This is a genomic window from Paenibacillus sophorae, assembly GCF_018966525.1.
GTDB classification, from domain to species: Bacteria; Bacillota; Bacilli; order Paenibacillales; family Paenibacillaceae; genus Paenibacillus_AQ; species Paenibacillus_AQ sophorae.
Genome location: NZ_CP076607.1, coordinates 4,481,932 through 4,503,715, shown reverse-complemented (window position 1 = coordinate 4,503,715; position 21,784 = coordinate 4,481,932). Strand labels below are relative to the sequence as shown.

The window sequence follows — 21,784 nt, the reverse complement described above, 5'->3', positions numbered from 1 at the left end:
GTTGTAATGAAGCGGCGAATAAACGCCGATTTCCCTTTGCATGATGGCATTTCAGCTAGGGTCAAACTGGGTGGTGATCAGGTCGTTGATATGAAGCTGATCCTTCTTCAAGGCTCCGGATACGACGAGGTCATCAATCCAAGGCTGGATCAGCTTGTCCTGGAATCCTTTGCCGGTGTAGTAGTAGTGCACGGCGTTTACCGGTTGGCCGATATAGTCGCCGGTTAGCTTGATCGCTTCTTCCTCATGCGCCGGGTTGACGATCCAGTCCTGCGCTTTCTTAATCGCGTTGACAAAGCCCTGGACTGCTTCGGGATTATCCTTGATAAATTGATCCGTGAAGTAGTAGAAGGTTGTACCTGCCGCTTCGCCGAGCCCGGTATCCGCCGTGTCGAAAATTTCGATCAGACCGGAGTCCTTTGCCAGCTTGTAAAAGGGTGGATGGACGCCGACGATGTCAATATTGCCCTGCTGGTTGGCCTGCAAGGCCGCCGTGTCGCTTTCGAAAGCGACAAACTTGATTTGATCACGATCGAAGCCCAGATGGTCGAATGCGTTGGTGGCGATAAAGGTTGTGCAGCTCGGTACGGTGCCGTTGATCGTAATTTTCTCCCCGTTCTTCTTCTTGATTAGCTCTTCCAGGGAAGAAACGCCCTGCTTGGGGCTGACATAGAATTTCATGTGATGATATTTATCATCCACGTCCGGTGTCGGTTCAGACCCGCCGATCGTAACACCCTTGATTTTGGCGCCGCCGGCGATATAGGTGGCGATATTGTTAACATGGGCGGAGGAGACATTGTTCGTTCCGTTCAAGATGGAGGGAAGCACTTGTGCGGTAGTCAGCTCGCCGGTATATTCCACATTGATTCCTTCCTCTGCGAAAAAGCCTTTTTTCTCAGCAATCACCCATGGTGTGGAGGAGCAATTGACCTTGGTGTCGGTTTTGATGGTGTACACTTTTTTGCCGGATTTGGCCGGGTCAAACCCTGCGTTCTTTAAGGTCGATAACCCTGCGGCACCTTGGATGCCGATTCCTTTCTTCGTTTGCCCCAAGTAGCTGCCCACACCGATTCCTCCTACCACCAATACGGCGACTACGGATATAATAATCCATTTCTTTTTACCAGCTGCCATTTTTTCACACTCCTAAAAATTTTAATTTAAGTTAAATTTTAACATATAAAGATGCAACTATTCAGCCCTCCATCACCTGCCTCGGTATAGTATAAAAAAAGAGACTAAGCGAACTTCCCGAGGGGAAGAACGTTAGTCTCCAGCTAACTGGTCAACTTTCTTTAATCCGATAATTCTTATGAGATTTATAGATTAAAGCTTATTCTAAGACTTTCATGATTGTCAACGCATGAATTTACATAAAACGTCCAGTTCGAAAATTTGTAACATTTTATTTTGAATGTCATTTTATAGCGGGATGGCCTAGCCATTTGCCTGCCGCTGACATGATTCCGTCCAGCACGATGGCCAGGACCGCAATAATCAAAACTCCGGAGAACATCTTCACAATCTGATAATTGGCTTGCGCCGTATAAATCATGAAGCCCAGGCCGGAGCTGGATCCCATCATTTCAGCCGCGATCAGAAACAGCAGCGCATAGCCCGCAGCTAGACGTGTTCCGGTCAAGATGGAAGGGAAGGCTAAGGGAAGCAGGACTTTCGTTGTCAGCCGAAGGCGGCTTAGCCTAAATGAACGCGCCGCTTTGACAATGTCTGCATCGGCATGGATCAACCCGGACAATGTGCTGAACATAATCGGCCAAATGCAAGCCCAGGCGATAATCGAGACTTTCGTGGGCTCGCCGGCTCCCATGAATACGATGATGATGTGAAACACAACAAACGGATTGATGTGAGAGAGCCATTCCAGCACCGGCTCGGTGGCAATACGGATCTTGTAGGGCCAGCCGGCCAGGGCTATTCCGAGCGGCACACCTGCAATCAGGGCGATGGCCAGTCCTCCGGCGGCGCGCCCCAGGCTAATCAGCAGATGGTGCGCCAGCGCTCCTGTTGCCGCCTGTTCGCCGATGAACTGAAGCACCCGCGTGAGAGGAGGAATGAATTGGGGGTCTACCCATTCGAACCTTACACTGGCTTCCCACAGGACGAGGAAGGCGATTACGGCAATATAACGCTTGCTAAGCTTGGTTAGCACATTCACTTACGTTCCTCCCGACACAATTTATTGTCGCCAGGTCTGTCACGGATGTCCGGACTGAACCGGTGAAGCGGATGGCGCAGTATGGCCTGAATGACCGGATTGCCCGGCGGCAGGCAACGAATGCTCATGAGACATGTGGCCGCTGTGCCCGCTGGCGGAGGGCTGAGGCACATCACCCTCTCCCGAGAAGCTGCCGTTAGTTCTGCTCAGCCGGCTTGTCGACGCGCCACCAGCCACGAGAAGCAGCAACATAGCGGACAATACGGTAACCGCAAAAATACGGTTTGGCCTGCTTCGCAGCGTCCGGGGGGTGGGGGCTGCACTCCATGCGGATTCAAGAGGCTTCCAGAAAAACAGATCGCGTTCCAGTTTGCGCAATACGGCGCTCAGAGCGACGCCAATCAGGGAAATACATAGCCCAACGGCAAAGATTGGCGTCGTGGCATACGGGGACGAGTAATAATTGCTGGACCAATGAAGCAGCCAGCCGAGACCGGCCAAGCCTCCCAGCATTTCTCCGGCCACCAGAATAGCCAACAGCAATATAATCGACGTACGGACCCCCAGCAAAATAGAGGGAGCCGCCCCCGGCAATATGATCCGCAGGAATAGCCGCGAGGGAGAGGTTCCCATACTGCGCGCCGCTTTCAGCAAGTCCGCATCTATATTCTGCACACCGCCAATGACATGGTGAAGCAGAGGCCAGAACGCCACCCAGGCGACGATGATCAGCTTCGCCTTTTCCCCGATCCCGAAGAACAGCAGAAATACAGTCATTAGCGAAAAGGGATTGACCTGGGCCAGAATGCGGAACAGCGGGTTCAGTCCAGCAGCCAGACCGGGCAGCCAGTACCCGAGAATCGCACCTGCCGGCACGGCTAGCAATGCTGCCAGCACAATGCCTGCAACCACCCGCCACAGTGTGGCTATCGTATGGCCAAGGAGATGCTGGTCCCGCAGAAGAGCTGCGATCTCCTGCAGCACCGCGGACAACGGCGGGAAGAAAGTCGGATTCACCAGCCCGCTTCTCGGCAAAACCTCCCACAGAATACAAAGCAGGGCGATGCCGGATAAACGCAAGCAAACGAGCAGCAAAACCGGGATATTCCTGGTTGCCATGAAAGTATAACCCCCTGTTCGTTCAATAAATCCTATTTTTCTCATAAGTTTTGTATAGTTTAGATTTGTCATCTATTTTTTGTCAATAGATTTACTGGCTGGATAAGAATCCAAATTTGACGGAATCAAGAACATTCATCAGTCACTGATCGCCGCTTGCAGCTGCTTTTCCATGGATTTGTTACTTTCGCAGATTTGTTACTTTAGGCGTTGACAGAAACTGGGGCTCGTTCTATAATACTCAAAACATATAGGGATTATGGGATAACGAACACGGCCGACCGAATGTAAGGAAGCCGGATGACTGCAGCGGCAGTTGTCCGGCTTTTGTCGCTCTAGCGGGTTATCGGATTCCAGATGATGTTGCTCTATCGAGAATGCTTCGGCGACTTTGTATGGAAACAGCGTGCCGATCCGGAACGGAATGTGAAGTGATCGTCGAATGAGATGCCCGCTTCCGTGGGAAATGATCGGAACGATCCGGTCGCTCCCGCGGGCGATACATTATGCATTTCTTGTTTGGCTGCGGCGGACAATCGCCGCCAAGCTCTAACGTACCGGATCGGGGTATCGTCTTCGCGATGAAGGGAGACGCTGGACAAATTGAAGGAAAGGTGGTGTTCGCGTTGGCGAATGAATCACGCCATCCTTGTTACGATGAGATGGCGCATCATTATTTTGCCCGCATGCATGTGGCGGTGGCGCCGAAATGCAATATCAACTGCAATTATTGCAATATCAAATATGACTGCGTCACCGAGAGTCGCCCCGGCGTCGTCAGTAAGGTGCTTACGCCGCAGGAGGCTTACGCCAAGGTGCGCAGTACGCTGGCTTCGCTGCCGCAGCTGACCGTGGTCGGCATCGCGGGACCTGGCGATCCGCTGGCCAATCCGCGGGAGACGTTCGAAACCTTCGGCCTGCTGTCCGAAGGCCTGCCCGAGCTGCAGCTGTGCCTCAGTACCAACGGGCTGAAGCTGCCCGATTATTCGGAGGATATCGTCAGGCATCGCATCGCCCATGTGACCGTCACGGTCAATGCTGTCGATCCGCAGATCGGGGCGGAGGTATACCGCGGCGTGTTCTTCCGAGGCAAGGCCTACAGGGGCAGGGACGCTGCAGAACTGTTACTGCACAACCAGCTGGAGGGCATCCGGCGGATCGCAGAGCGCGGCGTAAAGGTCAAAGTCAATTCCGTGCTGATTCCCGGCGTTAATGACAGCCATCTGATCAAGGTGACCGAGGCGGTCAAGGTGGCAGGCGCTTTCTCTCATAATATTATGCCGCTGATTCTCTCGACGGGCAGCGTATATGAGAAGGAAGGACGCAAGGAGCCCGCTCCTTCGCTGACGCTTCAGGTGCAGGCGCGCAGCGAGGCGGTTATGCCGGTCATGCGGCATTGCCGCCAATGCCGCGCCGACGCGGTCGGGCTGATTGGCGATGATCTTGGCGTCAAGACCGAAAACGCGCTGGCCCGGGAATACAACCCGGCAGCCCGCGAGGAGCTGCTTATCCGGCTGGACCGGACGGCCGCGGAGCGCAAGCGGCGCGAAGCCAATCCGGGAGAGCAAGGAGAGCGCGGCAGTATGCGCATCGCCGTGGCGACGCGCGGCGGGGGCCAGGTGAATGTGCATTTCGGCCATGCACGCGAGTTTCTTGTCTACGAGGTGTCCGGGCAAGGCCAGAAGCTGCTGGGCGTTCGGCGGATTCAGGCTTACTGCAACGGCAAGGCCGAATGCGGGGAAGCGGACAAGGAGGCGATTCTGGATGAGACGGTGGCGCTGCTGCAGGATTGCTCCATCGTTCTCTGCGCCGCGATCGGTCCCGGACCGGCCGAGCGGCTGGCCCGCGCCGGTCTGACAGCGCTGGTGCGAAAGGGAGAGATCGGCAAGCTGCTAGAGCAGTGCGCCAAATATCACCGCTTCTTCACCTCCATCTCCCGCTCCCCGTCGGAATTTTGCCCGTCCGCTGCGCAGCAGCGGTGACGGTCCAGGAATATTAAGCGGGCTTCGTGGCTTAACCGGCCGAGGGGCCCGCTTCGTATATGAGGTCAACCCCTTTTTGAAGTGCCCCCAGTCAAGGCTGATCAGAACGCGGTGAACGAGGACACGATCGAAGTGCTGGATTTATATGTGTACAACATTGCGTTCGCCAACAACTTCCCGTTCGCAAGAATATCATCTACGCACGAAGCCCTATGTGAACGGACTCGACGCGGTATTCAGCGCTATTCAAGCTTTCCCCATGAACTGGATGAAGGACGTCAGCACCGGAAAGGCGGTATACGGCTCCATTACGCCCGAGACGAAAGAAAGCGGCGGCGCATAAATAACGGACAAAGGACGGAATCCTAAGGATTCCGTCCTTTGTCTTAATGCTTGCGAAATGTCGGTTCCCTGCCAGCCTTCCCCGGTCAGGAGGCTTGTCCGCTGTCGGACTCCGATAAGGTGTCCCAGTCTTTGCATACATCCACCCAAGCGAGGCCGCCGGAGTATTCCTCCAGCTCCCCGAGTGTCAGTTCGATGGCGGAGTTCTTGCTTCCACAGGCGGGAAAAACGGTCTCAAAGCGCTTCATCGACACGTCGAGGTAGACTTCAAGCTTGCGCGTAAGCCCGAAGGGGCAGACGCCGCCGACGGCGTGGCCGGTCTGTTCCAGCACTTCGTCCGGGCTCAGCATTCTCGGCTTGAAGCCGAACTGCGAGCGGAACTTCTTGTTGTCGACTTTGGTATCGCCGGCGGCCACAACCAGTATGGCGGCCTCGCCTTCACCCTGGAACGAGAGGGTCTTGGCGATGCGAGCGGGGATGACGCCGATGGTAGCGGCGGCTTCGCCGACCGTGGCGTTGGACGTTTCGAATTCCCGGATATCGTTCTCTCGTCCGAAGGAACGAAAGTGGGCTTTTACCTGTTCGATGGACATGGCTTCAATCTCCTTCCAGGATATAGGCTCAAAAATCGAGCCTTATTTTCTGAAGCAGCAGGATGAGCTGCCGCTCCTCTTCATCGGTCAAATCCCGCGTCATCTTGGCGTTCGAATCATCCAGGAAGCGCTGAAGCACCGGCTGGAATTCCAGCGCCTTGGGCGTAGGATACAGCAGATAGCTGCGTCTGTCGTCCGGATCGGTGCGGCGTTCAATATACCCGGCTTCCTCAAGCTGCTTCACCGAGCGGGCCGTGGTGGCTTTATCGAATTTGAGATTGCAGGTCAGCTGCTCCTGAGTCGTCCCCGGCGATTGGAGAATCGCTTTGAGGAAGCTGTACTGTCCGCCTCCGCCGATGCCGTATTCCCCTAGCGAGCGGGACAGGTACTTCTGCTGGGAGCGGTGAATATAGGAGATCAGCCGTCCAATCGGTTCTTTTCTGAAGGTGTCGTTCGGATTCATGGAGGGCTCCTTTGTTCTGAGGGCGAAAGTGCGCCCGGGTAGGCGCGATGTTTACCGGCCTCAGCCAGTGGTGATGGTATAGATACGTTATCAAAAATTCTACCGCAAATCAGTTGCGTACGCAACCAAATTGGAGTACACTGTGGAGGTCGAATAGTTGCGCGTGCAACTAAATATCGCGAGTGCGGGTTAACGGGGTGGTAGAATGAGTTCGGTACATCAGGCGACCTATCAGGAAGATGCAAGCGTGCAGAAGCGGCGCTGGCTGATTCTGATCGTCCTCAATTTGTTTACATTCATGTCAACGTTGGACGGAAGCATTGTGAACATCGCGCTTCCGGTGCTGTCCGTAAAATTAGGACTGCCGATGGCCCAGGTGGCATGGGTCACGACCGGCTATTTAATGGCGATCTGTTCGTTCATTCTGTTCTTCGGTAGATTGGGCGATATCGCGGGAAAGATCCGGATTTTCAAGCTCGGAACGGTGGTCTTCATTGTTGGTTCGCTGCTCTGCGGCTTCAGCGGCACACTGCCGTTGCTGGTTGTCTCACGGGTTATTCAAGCCCTAGGCGCGTCGATGACCATGGCGAACAGCCAGGGGATTGTGACAGATTTATTCCCGGCGAACGAGAGAGGGAAGGCGCTCGGTCTGATCGGCACCTTCGTCTCGCTCGGCAGCATAGCCGGTCCCAGTCTCGGAGGCATTATTGTCGCGAATCTTGGCTGGGAATATATATTCTGGGTTAACGTGCCTATCGGCCTGATTGCGATCGGCCTTGGCTATAGGCTTCTCCCGAAGGATCTGGTCCGGGTTAAAGCCCGAATCGACATCACCGGCAGCATGCTGTTCGCCGTCTTAATCGTCTCCCTGTTCGCCGGTCTGCTGCTCGGCCAGGAGAGCGGCTACGGCAATCCCGGCATCATCTTGTCGCTTTTCGCCGCGGCGGCGGCCTTTGCGGCTTTTCTCCGGGTGGAGCTGCGGAAGCCCGAGCCGCTGCTGCAATTGAATCTGTTCAAGAATCCGCTGTTCTCGCTCAGCATTCTTTGCGGGTTTCTCGTATTTGCCGCGAACTTCTGCTTTAACATTATTTCGCCGTTCTACACGCAGAGCATGCTTGGTTTGTCTCCGTCATCGGCGGGCTTTCTGCTCATGCTGTTTCCGATAAGCATGGTCGTGATCGCTCCGCTCAGCGGCGCTTTGTCGGACAAGATCGGATCAGAGTTTCTAACATTTGTCGGTCTGGTCGTTATGGTAATTGCCCAATTTGGATTGGCTCAGCTTCATAATGGAAGTCCGGTCGGGCTCGTGGGCGTATGGATCGCGATGCTCGGGATCGGCGGTGGCCTGTTTCAGTCCCCGAACAATTCCTTGATCATGTCGACGGTGCCCCGCACCCAGCTCGGTTCTGCGGGCAGCGTGAATTCACTAGTGCGCAATATTGGCATGGTCGTCGGCATTACCATAGCCACAACCACCTTGTTCAATGTGATGAGCGGCAAGGCCGGCCATCGCGTCACCGGTTTGATCCCGGACCGGCCCGATATTTTTCTGGCCGGCATGCATGTCGTGTTTACCACTTCGGCAACGATCTGCCTGGCGGCTGCTTTGCTGACGGGCTGGCGGTTCGTACGCGCGAGACGGGTTCGCGTAGAGGTAAGGCAGCAAAGACCGGGAGAGGGCAGAGGCTGAGCGGGAATTCACGAGCGGAGCCGGATAAGGATATTCGGAAGAAGGGGCTGTTCAAAGCTATTAAATGGCTGAGGGATAGCTCCTTTTGGTATTTTTGTTGCAAATTTTGTATTATTATAGAATTTACAGTGTATGGACTGTTACAATCAAAACTTTATAAAATGTGGGGGGGTAATATTGAATTCATCAAGTTCATCCAGCGGGGATCATGTTCAAACTAAGATGAGCAGTAGAAGGGTTTATATTCTTTTGGCGCTTCTGGTGGTGTTTATTTGGGGGTTTAACTTTATTGTCGCAGATAAAGCAGTATCCCAAATACCGCCTTTTTTGCTGGTTGCGATGCGCTACTTTGTAGTGGCCCTTATCTTCCTTCCTTTTACTAAACGCAACGGCTTGCCGTGGAAGTATCTTATTCTGGTAGGATTCTTTGGTGGCGTAGTCCAGTTTTCCGGCTTATTCTGGGGGTTAAGCCTCGGGGTGAGCTCGGGCGTAGCCGCAACCCTTATTCAAAGCCAGGCCATATTCACCATCTTGCTAGCAACTTTATTTATCAATGAAAAATTCTCATGGTTTCAATGGGCAGGACTTTTGGCCGGTGCGGCCGGACTGGTGCTGATTGCCGCGTCCGGGGATGCTTCGGCCCCGATAGTCGGGGTGCTGTGGGTGCTGCTCGGTGGTCTGGGCTGGGCATGCTCAAATATTGTGCTGAAGAAGGCTGGGAAGATTTCCCCATGGACATTGACGGTTTGGCAATCTACAACAGTCATTCCAATTATGCTGGTGCTTTCCCTGATATTCGAATCCGGTGATTACGCGCAATTAAGCAATATCACATTACAGGGAGTCGGTTCGGTTATTTACATTGCCTTATTGGCTACAGGGCTGGGCAACTTTATCTGGTATTATCTCGTCCAGCAGTTTGGCCCTTCCAACACGGCCCCATTCTCCTTATTGGTTCCTGTCGTTGCGATTGTATCTGGATGGCTGGTTTTGGGTGAAAGCCTGACCTCGATACAGGCTGCGGGTATTGTCATCATCCTGGTGGGACTAACACTTATTCAACTCAGCTCGCGCTTTAAGAGAATAAAACTAATAAATGTTAGTAAATCGGAAAGGCTTCAGGCTAAAGAGGAGCATTTTAATTAACTCATGTTGAAGGAATTGAAGAGGCGGAAAAATGATTCAAAAGGCTTATGACCAGGGAATCCAGCAATGTGCAATAGGCATCCACAGAGTGCAGATATAGCACGCATAGGAAAAAGAACGCCTCCGTTCCATCGCTAATCGCGAGTGGGAAGGAGGCGTTTAATCTTTCGATGCATCATTCCAGCAGCCGAACCGCTCATTAAACTGCGGCGCCGGCGCGTCTGCCGGCCATATTAATTCTTGAAGCTGTGGATCGGCGCGGGAATCCGGCCGCCCCGGTCGATAAAGTCGGCGCAGTTAAAGGAGTTGACAGGCATGATCGGAGCATAGCCGAGCAGACCGCCAAACTCAACCATCTCGCCGACTCCTTTGCCAATCACGGGAATGAGGCGAACGGCCGTCGTCTTGTTGTTAACCATGCCGATAGCGGCTTCGTCGGCGATGATTCCGGAGATCGTCTCTTTGGACGTGTCGCCTGGGATGGCGATCATATCGAGGCCCACCGAGCAGACACAGGTCATCGCTTCGAGCTTCTCCAGCGTCAGCGCGCCGCGCTGCACAGCTTGAATCATGCCATGGTCTTCACTGACAGGAATGAATGCGCCGCTAAGTCCGCCTACATAGGAAGAAGCCATGACGCCGCCTTTCTTGACGTTGTCATTGAGGATGGCGAGCGCCGCCGTCGTTCCGGGCGCTCCCGCTTCTTCAAGGCCCATCACCTGGAAGATTTCCGCGATGGAATCCCCGATCAGCGGTGTTGGCGCCAGCGACAGGTCGATAATGCCGAACGGAACGCCGAGACGCTTCGATGCTTCCTGCGCAACGAGCTGGCCGACACGGGTCACCTTGAAGGCGGTCCGCTTAATCGTCTCGCACAGTGTCTCGAAGTCCCTGCCCTTAACTTCCTCCAGGGCCCGTTTGACAACGCCGGGGCCGCTGACCCCTACGTTAATGACGCATTCCCGTTCGCCTACGCCATGGAAAGCGCCGGCCATGAACGGGTTGTCCTCAACGGCGTTGCAGAATACGACCAGCTTCGCGCAGCCAATGGAATCGCGGTCCGCTGTACGCTCCGCGGTCTGGCGGATAATATCACCCATCAGCTTGACGGCGTCCATGTTGATGCCGCTGCGCGATGAGCCGACGTTTACGGAGGAGCATACTCTTTCCGTTACGGCAAGCGCTTCGGGAATGCTCTCGATCAGCTTGCGGTCGCCCGTGGTGCAGCCCTTTTGCACAAGCGCGGAGAATCCGCCGATGAAGTTGACTCCAACTTCCTTGGCCGCCTTGTCCAAAGTTTCTGCAACCGGAACATAGCTGTCCGTGTTCAGGGAACCCGCCGCAATGGAAATGGGCGTAACTGAAATCCGTTTATTGACAATAGGAACGCCGAACTGTTTTTCCAGATCTTCACCGGTCTTTACCAGCTTCTCGGCGGATTTGGTGATCTTGTCATAGATCTTCTGGTTAAACACGCTCAAATCCGTATGCGCGCAATCCATCAGGCTGATGCCCATGGTAATGGTCCGCACGTCAAGGTTCATCTCGCGGATCATTTTATTCGTTTCTTGTACTTCCACCAGTGAAATCATGGTAACCCTCCCGCTTGCGTTTATCGTTAAAAAGTCTGTATGGATCGGCTCAGCGCCTTAAATACGGTGCATAATATTGAAAATATCCTCATGCTGCAGCTTGATTTCCACGCCAATCTCCTCGCCGATATGCTGCAGTTCTTCTACTAGAACCTCGGTGGATTTCGCCGCCTGCGAAATATCAACAATCATCATCATGTTGAAGTAATCTTGGACAATCGTCTGGGAAATATCCAGTATGTTCACATTTCGTTCTGCCAGATACGTGCATACCTTAGCAATAATGCCCACCTTGTCTTTTCCGAGTACAGTAATGATTCCTTTCAATGCTGCTTCCCCCTTGTCTCCAATGCTTTCCGCCCTTGAAAGGACGTAATTGTTTATTTAACTCATTATGTCAAAAGGAGGTGCAAGCTTCAACCAAATGTTTTACTTGAATTGTGACATTGCGGAGGATATTCCGGAAAAAACTCGAATAATACAACCCGTAATTTAAGAAAAAGAAAATACAAAAGAGTTCTGGAGCCTTCGGAAGCGGAATTTCGAATCATCCGATCTCCAGAAGCAGGGGGCAATCAAATGGTAATATCTATACTGTTATTTATTTTGGCGGGACTTGCGGAAATCGGCGGCGGCTACCTGGTGTGGCTGTGGCTGCGTGAATCAAGGCCGCTCTGGTTCGGCATTGCCGGAGCGCTGATCCTTGTCGTGTACGGCATCATTCCAACCTTCCAGCGCTTCCCCGGCTTTGGACGCGTGTATGCGGCCTATGGCGGTGTCTTTATTGTGCTGGCTGTGTTATGGGGATGGCTTGTCGATAAAAAGATACCCGACCTGTACGATTGGATCGGCGCAGCGGTCTGTATGGCCGGAGTTTGCATCATGCTGTGGGCGCCTCGGACCTGAAGATCCATTTGACGATCAGCCGGAAGGCGAAGAAGAGAAACAGGATGCCGGTCAGAAAGTTCAGCCCTTGTGCGAACGCAGGCGTAACGAGAGGGTGAGCCAACTGTCCCAGCAGCGCAATCGCCGTCAGAAACAGGACGGTCGCCAGAAGGCAGCCCAGCCCGAATTGAATCAGCTCGCCGCTCCGCAGCTTAAGCTCAGCCATCTTTGCCGAAAAAATTCCGGTCCAGAAGAGAAGAGTCAGCGGATTTGATGCGGTCAGCAGAAAGGCGCGGACAAACATGCCGTCTGTGCCGGAGCCGTCCGCAATGGGGATGACGGGAAGAAGGCTGTAACCGAATATTCCTGCGATCATATTCAAGCCGAACACCAGAAGCGTGCCTGCTCCGAGCACATAAAGAATACCGCCGGGCTTCCGCCCTGCGCCAAGCAGGGTAACCCCCCGCAGCGCGGCAAGAATGAACAGACCGTCAGCCACCGATACGCCGGCGACTCCTGCCTCGGCGGCGGAGAAGCCGCGCAGCGAGGCGGCGTGAAAGATAAACAAACAAACCGGACCGACGGCAAGCTGAAGCAGAAGGCCCAATTTTAATCCCCTAAATATCATGTGTTCCCCCCGTTCATCTGTTCCATTTCTCTTTAAGTGAAGACATGGAAATCATCGTATTGCTCCTAATGACTCCCGGCACGCTTTTCAACGTATCGGATAAAAATTTCTCCAGCTCCCCGGTGTCCTCCACAAGCACCTTCAGCAAGTAGTCGTATTCGCCTGCAAGGTGGTGGCACTCCAGCACCTCGACGCAGTCTGATATGAATGCGCGAAAGGCGGGAATTTGCTCCGTCCGGTCGATGACGACCAGCACGAACGCCAGCAGCTTATAGCCTGCTTTGGCCCGGTTGATCTTGACGGTGTATTCTTCGATCATTCCGGACTCGTCCATTTTACGGATTCTCTCCGTCACTGCGGGGATAGAGAGCTTCACTCTTTTGCTGATATCGGAAATGGTCATCCGGCTGTTCTCCTTCAGCGCTTCCAGAATACTGCGGTCGATTTCGTCCATGGTTTCCCCTCCTTCCCGTCGATGATATGAAGTTGATTTTAGAATAAACTTTAACAATCGTAAATATTTATTCTAAATACAGTAAAATATAAAGAAGTTCCTCCAATTTACCGAAAATTATTAATTGTGAATTTTTCTGTACGAACGGGGAAACGTCCCGTTAATTCTCAATAGGGAGTTAACTACAGCCAATACTAGCAACTTTTTCTAGTATGTATCGTCTAAACAAGAGCTAGGAACAAAGCAGAAAAGGGGAGGATATTCATGAAAAGATGGATGTATTGCATTTGTCTGACATTATTATTTTCAATGGCGGTACCCGTAACCAGTCAAGCCGCATCCATTAAAAGCACCGGGAGAGTACATATGAAGATCAATCAATACTATGTGCTGTATACAACCCCGAAATCGCCTTATTTGGATAATGGCAAGCTGTATCTGCCGCTGCGCGCCGTGAGCGAATTACTTGGGGGAAAGGCAGTGTATGATTCCAAAACAAAGCTGGCCAAAATTGAGATGAATAACCATGTGCTTGAAATCAATACGGCAACGAATCAAACGACCTATGATGGCGAAGGCGTGCAAACCGATATTAAGCCGCAAATCCATCAACAAAGTCTATTTGTACCGATTCGTACCTTGGTTGAGGGTTTAAAGGTGAATGGAAAATGGGATCAGAAACAACAAATGTTCATAGTGACCGATGACAGCCTTCAAAAGACCCCGACTTTTCTCACGATTCATGAGTTCGATGCGACAACGATTCATGAACAAGAGGCCTTTTTTCCTCTGTTCTACACATTTGAAAATAAGAAAGAGAACGATCTTTTTGCCATGTCATTGACCGTTAAAGCTCAAAACATTACTGGAGCCGATATACCCGCAGGAGAGGAAAATCTGCATCCTACTTATTTATTACAGAACGGCGGTGTGACCTACATTCCGGATAGGGATACCCGGCCTGCGGTAAAGAAGGATGCGATAGTTACTAGGACTTGGAAGAGAACGGAGTCGAATCATGTGCAATACATTCTCTTTGAAGGCAGAACGGGTAAAGACCGCACCATTATTCTTCCTTAAGATTGCCGCCTATTGCCGGGCGGTTTTCTTTTGCCCAAAATGAGCTTTGTCGGGGCCTCAAAGGCCTCGGCGATTAGTATAGAAGGGATTCCCTATTCACAGCATTGCCTTTCCAGCCGTTAATGAGTATGTAGGAGAAACAAAATTACGGCAGGATGAAAGGTTGATATGGATGAAAAAGTGGCAAAAAAAGCTTATACTTATTGTTACTTTCAGTTTGATTTTTATCTTGCCGTACATAGGAAGTGTAGTGAAGTGGAAGGGGCTTCCGCCAGGGTATGGCGATTTTCCCGCTCAGAAGGTTGAGGCGGACCCGGGCTTCAATCTGCTGTATTTTACCTTGGCTTCAATGGTGGCGTTATTCATCGCTCTGTTCCTGATCTTCCCCGGACTATTCGGCTTTAAGAAGACTGAGGATGAACGCACCGCTCCCGATAAGCAGACGCCGTTTCCCGTGTGGTTCTGGTGGAGCCTGCCTGTGCTTGGAGTGAGCTGGTTGTTCATGTGGGGACGCGTTCACTATTTTATTTCCTTTGAATATTATACATTCGTTCCGTTATGGTGGGCCTTTATACTGATTCTGGACGGTATTGTGTATAAGCGGAATAACGGGAATTCCATCATCTCCAAAAAACCGCAGGTCATGCAGCTGCTTGCCGTCGTTTCCTGCTTCAGCTGGTTCGCCTTTGAGTTTCTGAATTTCTTTGTCATCGAGAACTGGTATTATCCAAATAATGAAGTGTTTACGAACTTCGGGAATGTATTTTGGTTCTCTTTATCTTACACTACCGTTCTGCCCGCCATTTTTGAATGGTATTTGCTGCTAAGGACGTTCAAAGGGTTTAGACACCGGTACCGGAACGGCCCCAAATTTTCGGTGAACCGAAAATTTCTTCTCGTATACTATGTTCTGGGCTTGGGGCTGGCCTTCGGGATGGGGTACTATCCATATGCGCTGTTCTGGGTGCTTTGGGTCGCGCTTGTTCCTCTTCTTTCCGCGGCTATGGCTTTGACGGGATACTGGACTCCTTTTACTCCGATAAAAAATGGCAACTGGTCTCCACTCATTCTGATCGCCCTGGCTACCCTGTTTAATGGTTTCTTCTGGGAATTTTGGAATTTCGGAAGCGAATGGTTTCATGATTCTTTGCCTACCAACCCGAATTATTGGAAGTACTCCGTTCCCTATCTTGACAAAATACATATTTTTTCGGAGATGCCCATTCTGGGGTATTTCGGATATTTGTTCTTTGGCGTAAACTGCTGGATAATATGGCTTATTGCAGCGTATATTTTTGACTTTGATGCCGATTTCGAAGTGTAGGGGATAACGCTTAAAAGGTGGACTGGGTATGACAGCGATTGAGAATTATCTAATACTGGAAACGATCTCCGATAATGATAGAAAATCGGTTTACAGATGCAGAGATACTGTCTCCCAGGATACGGTTATATTAAAGGTCCTGAAATCCGAATTTACCGGACATGAAGAGGTCATGCGGTTCAAGCAGGAATACAAGATGCTCCGGGAATTAAGCGGATGCGTCGAAGGCGTGATCAAACCCCTAAAGCTGGAAGAGCGGAACGGCTTCTTTATCATGGTTCTGGAAGATATACAGGGGCGTTCTCTGAAACGGATTATGGCTGATGACAAGCCGGATCAGGAAACTCTTGTACGGTTGGTGATCAAGATCGTCGACATCATTGGCGCCATCCATGAACACCACATCATACATAAAGATATCAAACCTTCAAATATTGTATGGGACCGGGAAAAAGATGTTGTGCAGGTCATCGATTTCGATCTGGCGGTTAAGCTGCCGAAAGAAAAGCGGGAATTCCAAAACAGCGGCGTGCTGGAAGGAAGCCTGCTGTATGTCTCTCCGGAACAGACCGGCCGGATGAACCGGAACATTGATTACCGGACGGATTTTTACTCACTGGGCGTTGTGCTGTATGAGATGATCACAGGCGTTAAACCCTTCGAGTCTGGCGACATGCTGGATCAAATTTACTCCATTATTGCAAAAGAAGCCGTCTCCCCCTATCAGTTAACTGGGGGCAGGGTATCCTGGGCGTTGTCCGGAGTCATAATGAAGCTGATGGAGAAATCGCCGGAAGACAGATACAGAAGCGCCTATGGTATCAGAGCCGATTTGCAGAAATGTTTAGCCGGTTACGGTGATTTTGAGCTGGCGCAAGAGGATAAACGGAATATCTTTCGGATTTCGCAAAAAATCTACGGCAGGGAAGAGGAACTAACCCGCCTGGCAGAAGCTTTTAGAACAAGCCTGAGAGGCAACCCGCAAATCATGCTGATCTCCGGGGATGCAGGCGTAGGCAAGACCGCTCTGGTAAATGAGCTTCACCAATATATAAGTCAGGAAAAAGGGCTGTTTGCGTCAGGAAAGTTCGATCAATATAACCAGAACATTCCATACAGCGCGATGATCCAGGCTTTCGGAACATTGATCAATCAGCTGGTTGACAGCCCTGATGAAGATTATAAGAAAAATCTGGAGAAGTCTCTGAGAACCGCTTTGGGCGGCAATGGAGTCCTAATTACGAATATCATACCGGAACTCGAGAAGCTGATTGGCGTTCAGCCGGAAATTGAGCCCCTGAATCCGGTGGAGGAGATCAACCGGTTCTTTCTGACCTTCGTTAACTTTATCGAGGGAATTACCAATAATGAAAGACCTTTGGTCTTGTTTCTGGATGATGTTCAGTGGGCCGATTTGTCGAACTTGCAGCTTATGGAGAAGCTGGTGCTCAGTAATCATTTGCGGAAACTGTTCATCGTGTGCTCGTGCCGGCCGCATGCGGCGATGGAGAATCAACCCCTGTTAGACTCTATCGCCGAAATTGATAAGAGCAGGGAAGTGGGGAACATCGTCTTGAGCTCCTTGTCTATCAAGGATGTGGAGAACTTCATTGCCGATACGCTTAATACCGAACCTGGCAGGGTAAAAGAACTCGCGGAAATTATTTATGCGAGAACCAAAGGGAATTCCTTTTTTTTAAACGAAGTGTTAAATGAATTGTATAAGAACGGCTTTATTTTCTTCGATGATCTGGAAGGCAAATGGAAGTGGGTACTAGCGCAAATCTCCGATTTGAATATTAACGACAATGTCGTCGAGTTCTTGATGATGAAGCTGCAGGCCCTGCCGGAGGAAGATCAGAGAGTTCTGAAATTATGCGCATCCATAGGCAATCTGTTCGATTATAAAATGCTGTCCCTGATCGCCGAAGAGGAGCCGCGGGTTATTGCCAAGTCTCTGATAAAAGCCATGGGTGAGGATATTATCATTCCTGCCGATACAAATCATTCCATGCTGCCCAGTCTCCTTGAAGAGACGGAGGATATTCCCAGGGATATTAACGCCTATTTTAAATTCCAGCATGACCGGCTACAGCAGGTTTGTTACCAAATGATCGATCCTGTAACAAGCAAGAAGCTGCATTTGAAAATAGGTAGACTGCTGCTTATGCAGCTCACTTCCGGAGAAGTTGAAGAGAAACTCGTAGATATTGTTACGCATATCAATAAAGGGATTGAATTTATCGGCGAAGAGGATGAAGCCAATCAAGTTATTCAGCTTAATCTGAAAGCCGCCCAAAAAACGAAAGCGGCCTTTGGCTATGAAGCTGCATTTGCATTCCTAGAAGCTGCCGTTGACCTTCTGAAGAAGAGCCCGTGGAGGAGCGATGAGCGGCGTATCTCGGAAATCTATAGACTATATGCAGAATACGGGTATCTGACTCATCATACCGATGAGGCGGACAAGGCATGCGCAATTCTTCTAAATCAGACGGTCGACAGCTTTTCCATTGCCGAGATCTATGAAATGCAGGCGAATCATTATACTTATCTGGGGATGATGAAGGAGTCCATAGCGTCCGGGAAGCGCGGTCTCAGAGCACTGGGGGTCAAAATACCGGACAAGCCCGGATTGGCGTCGGTGGTGAAGGAATTTCTAAAGGTCAAAGCCAGACTTAGAGGGATGACGATCGAAGAGATTTTCGGCAAGCCCGAAATGAAGGACGAAAAGATAAAGCTCATCATGAGACTATTGATCAATATTTTCCCCCCGGCGTTTATCTCGGGAGAGGCCAATCTGTTCGCTCTAATCGTGCTGAAAAAAGCAGAGCTGACCTTGAAATATGGAAATTGTCCCGAATCGGCCATTGCGTTTATCGGTTATTCCATATTGCTGTCCGGATTTGGTGACCTCAAAGGGGCTTTCGATTTCGGGAGACTGGGCATAAGAATCAATGACAAGTTCAATGATCTGAAGTGGAGAGGGGCGTCGCATGTATTATACACGCTTTTTTGCCATGCATGGAATGAGCCCTGGGATACGCTGCATGACTGGTTCAGCAAATCGATTGAGTCCAGTCTGAGAACAGGGGACTTGCTCTATCTTGCTCACGCATGCTTCTATGTCAATCTATGGAACCCGACGATGGACATCGTGACCAATCTTCATGAGAGCAACAGATACATTGCAATGATCGAGAACACAAAATATAAAGAAGCGCTGGCGACAGCGAAGCTGGCACGGCAGCAACTTCTTAATCTTGCGGGGGAACTGAGTAATCCTCTTACGTTAGACAGCGAGACCTTCAGCGAAAAGGCTTATGTGCGGCAGCTTGAAGAAGCCAAGTATTATTCGGGAATCGCCATCTACTATATCTACAAGATAAAGCTGCTGTTCACCTACGAGAGCTACAGCGACTCACTCGCATACATCGACAAGGCGTACGGTATCATTGGGACCCTTGCCGGCTCGGCTTTTATGGAGGAGTTCGCTTTGTATACATTCCTGAATCTGGCCTATTGCTATAAAGACTTAAGCGCTTATGACAGGATGAAAGCAAGAGCAAGAATGCGCAAAGAATACGGCAGGGTAAAAAAGTGGGCTGCCCATACTCCGGAGAATTTTCTGCTGCACGAGAGGCTGATGAAGGCCGAATGGGCAAGAATTTCGGGCAATAACGAACTGGCCGGCAAATATTACGATCTCGCCATTGCAGCCTGCGAAAAAGGGAATGTTGTCCGATATAAAGCGCTTGTCTATGAGCTGGCCGCCAAATTCTATAACAGCAGACTTTTCACAGAGTTTGCCTCGTACCTGTTCAGACAATCCTTATATTACTATTCCGTGTGGGGAGCTAAAGGCAAGATCAAACATATTAATGAGCAGTATCAGGATATCGTGAAATATAAAAAGGAATACTTGGTGGGAAGAGCCGTCACGGATTCCACGGAGAGCATTGATTTGAATTCCATTCTTTTGGCATCCCAGGCCATTTCAAAGGAAATCGAGCTGAATAATCTGTTGGAAGCGCTGATGGAAATCGTTATCAAAAATGCGGGAGCCCAAAGAGGCTGTATCCTGATGAGATCCAGTTCGGATTTGCTCGTAGAAGGAGAGTACAGGCCCGAAGACGACAAAATTACCGTTGTGGTGCATCGCCATTCAGATGATTACAATCTGCCGTATTCCATTATCCATGCTGTGGAGGAAAGCAAGGAGACTCTGATTTATAAGGATGCTTTTTCCGAAGCCGGGCTGATTAACGATCCCTATATTATAAGGCACCAGCCCAAATCTCTCGTATGCATGCCGCTTATCAATCATAACAAGACGATTGCCGTTATCTATCTGGAGAACAATCTGGTAACGGACGTATTCACGAATGAAAGAATGAGAATTATCAATCTGCTGTCTAGAGAAATGGTATTCTCGCTTGAGAACGCAAGCCTGTATTCGGATCTGGAGCGATCGGAGGAGAAATACCGGGAACTTGTCAACAACATGCTGGACGGAATATTCATTATTCAGGACATGCAATGCAAATTTGTCAACACGGCTTTGGCGCGAATGATTGGCTATGAAATGGAAGAGATGATTGATCAGCCTTTTGATAAATTTATTGCTCTGGCGCAGAGGGAAGATGTATTGGCTTTGCACCGGAAAAGGATTAACGGGATAGACGCTCCGGGCGAGTATGAAAGCAGACTGGTGCATAAGGACGGTAAACAAGAGATTGATGTGATTCTTAAAGCCATTTTCATTAACTATCTGAATAAGCCGGCGGTTCAAGGAACGGTAAAGGACATTACGGAGAGAAAAAGAGCGGAAGAAGAGCTGAGAAAGCATAAGGAACATCTGGAAGAACTGGTAATCGAGAGAACCAAAGAGCTGAAGCAGAACAACGAGGAATTGAACAAGAATATCTTGTTGATCGAAAAGATATCCATTACCGATGAATTGACCGGCTTGTATAATCGACGGCACTTCAATACGATCTTTTTCAGAGAAGTGGGCAGAGCCGGGATTGAAAAAGGGTATCTGGCTTATATCATGCTTGATATTGACTATTACAAAAAGTATAACGACACGTACGGCCATTATGAAGGCGACAACGTATTGCGCAGGCTTGGGGCAACCATCAAAGAACAGGCCGCCAAGGCCAGCGATTACGTATTCCGGCTGGGAGGAGAGGAGTTCGGGATTATCGTCACCGGACTGACTCCTGAGCAGTCCTTCGAGTATGCTGATGGAATCAGGAGAAGCGTTGAAGAATTAAACATACCGCATGAAATGAGTCCGGTCTTCGGATACTTAACCGTGTCGGTGGGAGTTGCGGCGGTAAGGGTCGACGGTCTGACGGAGAAAGATATTTATAAGCTGGCGGATGACGCGCTTTACCAGTCCAAGGCTGACGGCCGAAACCGGGTTACAATGCTTGAGCAATAAGAGCGCGCGTTTCGGGCAGATTCTGATTAGCTATAAGTGCGTGAAGCCGGAGGGGATATTTATACCGCCATTTTCGGCTTCTTTGCTGTTCCCGAGCGGAACGGAAAGGTGCTATTGACAGCCGATTTCGGTGTGGAGTATATTAAACAATGTATTAAACGATGTTTAAATCACTGTGTAAAATAGGCGCAGGAAGGAGAAATGGCTCTACATGACCCTGGAACAAGATCCTGAGGTTTTCGGAGATAAAGATACGAAGCAGCAAATTCTTGACGCCACAGTAGATTTGATATGCGAGGGAGGAGTAGAATGTGTAACCTTGCGCCGAATAGCCGCGAAGGCCGAGGTGAATCTGGCGCTTGTAAATTACTATTACCGGTCCAAGGATAATCTGCTGATTGAGGCGATCCGTACGCTGATTTCCCGTTTTGATGCCGCGTTCAATGCGCTTGAGGATGACGCTCTGCCGCCCAAAGAACGGCTGAAGCTGTTCTTTGGGCAGTATGCCAGCCATCTTCTGCAATATCCGGGACTGGCCAAGCACATGATGAATAAAACCCCAAGCATCATGGGCTCACTTCATAAATATTCCCAATACAGCAAAACAATGAAGCAGCAAAAAATGCTGTCCGTTTTGCGGGAGACAACAGGTGAGCAGGATGAAGACCGGCTCAGGATGATGATGGTTCAGCTTTTCGGAGCAGTATTAATGCCGATTGTCGCGTACACATGCGCGGAACCGGAAGACCATGACGAGAACTTGCCCGGCGTGCATCTGCCCTCGGTTGAAATTCAGGTTGATCATCTGATCGACCATTATTTTCACAAGTATGAGATTTAACCGAAAAACTTATATAGAAA

18 protein-coding genes are annotated in these 21,784 nt (G+C 50.5%); 9 read left to right on the top strand and 9 right to left on the bottom strand.

Translation table 11 applies throughout. The features are described from left to right. Positions 1-51: 51 nt before the first annotated feature. From KP014_RS21810 to KP014_RS21800, 3 genes are all read right to left on the bottom strand, one after another. Positions 52-1,137, bottom strand: a complete 1,086-nt coding sequence (locus KP014_RS21810) for an ABC transporter substrate-binding protein (protein ID WP_036602181.1) — start codon at positions 1,135-1,137, stop codon at positions 52-54. Positions 1,138-1,420: 283 nt separating this feature from the next. Then, positions 1,421-2,179 carry an ABC transporter permease gene (locus tag KP014_RS21805; RefSeq protein ID WP_051500526.1) on the bottom strand — a complete coding sequence of 253 codons (759 nt, stop codon included), beginning with the start codon at positions 2,177-2,179 and terminating at the stop codon, positions 1,421-1,423. Positions 2,180-2,218: 39 nt separating this feature from the next. Continuing rightward, positions 2,219-3,298, bottom strand: a complete 1,080-nt coding sequence (locus tag KP014_RS21800) for an ABC transporter permease (protein WP_175491854.1) — start codon at positions 3,296-3,298, stop codon at positions 2,219-2,221. A gap of 506 nt (positions 3,299-3,804) precedes the next feature. Here KP014_RS21800 and nifB point away from each other — a divergent pair. Continuing rightward, a complete protein-coding gene (gene nifB, locus KP014_RS21795; protein ID WP_246590564.1) occupies positions 3,805-5,280 on the top strand; it encodes a nitrogenase cofactor biosynthesis protein NifB in 1,476 nt (491 codons plus the stop codon). Between the two features lie 145 nt (positions 5,281-5,425). Next, positions 5,426-5,623: a hypothetical protein gene (locus KP014_RS21790; protein ID WP_175491855.1), complete on the top strand. Its 198-nt coding sequence runs from the start codon at positions 5,426-5,428 to the stop codon at positions 5,621-5,623. A gap of 85 nt (positions 5,624-5,708) precedes the next feature. On the opposite strand, the gene KP014_RS21785 is transcribed toward KP014_RS21790, so the two are convergent. Both KP014_RS21785 and KP014_RS21780 read right to left on the bottom strand, forming a co-directional pair. Then, positions 5,709-6,215 (bottom strand): YbaK/EbsC family protein, encoded by a 507-nt coding sequence (locus KP014_RS21785; RefSeq protein ID WP_090834189.1) that lies wholly within the window; start codon positions 6,213-6,215, stop codon positions 5,709-5,711. Positions 6,216-6,243: 28 nt separating this feature from the next. Further along, positions 6,244-6,678: a MarR family winged helix-turn-helix transcriptional regulator gene (locus tag KP014_RS21780; RefSeq protein WP_036602194.1), complete on the bottom strand. Its 435-nt coding sequence runs from the start codon at positions 6,676-6,678 to the stop codon at positions 6,244-6,246. Positions 6,679-6,883: 205 nt separating this feature from the next. On the opposite strand from KP014_RS21780, the gene KP014_RS21775 reads away from it, so the two are divergent. Beyond that, a complete protein-coding gene (locus KP014_RS21775; RefSeq protein ID WP_036602197.1) occupies positions 6,884-8,368 on the top strand; it encodes an MFS transporter in 1,485 nt (494 codons plus the stop codon). A gap of 177 nt (positions 8,369-8,545) precedes the next feature. Then, on the top strand, positions 8,546-9,514 hold the full coding sequence (locus KP014_RS21770) for a DMT family transporter (RefSeq protein ID WP_175491856.1): 969 nt from the start codon (positions 8,546-8,548) through the stop codon (positions 9,512-9,514). Between the two features lie 233 nt (positions 9,515-9,747). Here KP014_RS21770 and KP014_RS21765 read toward each other — a convergent pair whose 3' ends face one another. Then, on the bottom strand, positions 9,748-11,106 hold the full coding sequence (locus tag KP014_RS21765) for a PFL family protein (protein WP_036602200.1): 1,359 nt from the start codon (positions 11,104-11,106) through the stop codon (positions 9,748-9,750). A gap of 57 nt (positions 11,107-11,163) precedes the next feature. Further along, entirely contained in the window at positions 11,164-11,433 is a 270-nt protein-coding gene (locus KP014_RS21760) for an ACT domain-containing protein (RefSeq protein ID WP_036602202.1), read from the bottom strand. Between the two features lie 252 nt (positions 11,434-11,685). Here KP014_RS21760 and KP014_RS21755 point away from each other — a divergent pair, with 252 nt between their 5' ends. Beyond that, a complete protein-coding gene (locus tag KP014_RS21755) occupies positions 11,686-12,012 on the top strand; it encodes a YnfA family protein (protein WP_036602205.1) in 327 nt (108 codons plus the stop codon). On the opposite strand, the gene KP014_RS21750 is transcribed toward KP014_RS21755, so the two are convergent. Then, positions 11,987-12,598, bottom strand: coding sequence for a LysE family translocator (locus tag KP014_RS21750; protein ID WP_051500528.1), 612 nt, complete (start codon positions 12,596-12,598; stop codon positions 11,987-11,989). The two genes, KP014_RS21755 and KP014_RS21750, sit on opposite strands and share 26 nt — an antisense overlap. A 34-nt stretch (positions 12,599-12,632) precedes the next feature. Next, entirely contained in the window at positions 12,633-13,073 is a 441-nt protein-coding gene (locus KP014_RS21745) for an Lrp/AsnC family transcriptional regulator (protein WP_036602211.1), read from the bottom strand. Between the two features lie 366 nt (positions 13,074-13,439). Between KP014_RS21745 and KP014_RS21740 the strand changes: the two genes are divergently transcribed. The 4 genes from KP014_RS21740 (at position 13,440) to KP014_RS21725 (ending at position 21,764) form a co-directional block, all read left to right on the top strand. Further along, positions 13,440-14,153, top strand: coding sequence for a copper amine oxidase N-terminal domain-containing protein (locus KP014_RS21740; protein ID WP_175491857.1), 714 nt, complete (start codon positions 13,440-13,442; stop codon positions 14,151-14,153). A 229-nt stretch (positions 14,154-14,382) separates the two neighbouring features. Next, complete coding sequence (locus tag KP014_RS21735; RefSeq protein ID WP_246590563.1) at positions 14,383-15,477, top strand: small-conductance mechanosensitive channel; 1,095 nt, start codon at positions 14,383-14,385, stop codon at positions 15,475-15,477. A gap of 28 nt (positions 15,478-15,505) precedes the next feature. Next, the gene (locus tag KP014_RS21730) at positions 15,506-20,923 is read left to right on the top strand and encodes a diguanylate cyclase (RefSeq protein ID WP_036602216.1); all 5,418 of its coding nucleotides are present in this window, start codon (positions 15,506-15,508) and stop codon (positions 20,921-20,923) included. A 211-nt stretch (positions 20,924-21,134) separates the two neighbouring features. Beyond that, a complete protein-coding gene (locus tag KP014_RS21725) occupies positions 21,135-21,764 on the top strand; it encodes a TetR/AcrR family transcriptional regulator (protein WP_036602218.1) in 630 nt (209 codons plus the stop codon). Positions 21,765-21,784: the final 20 nt, after the last annotated feature.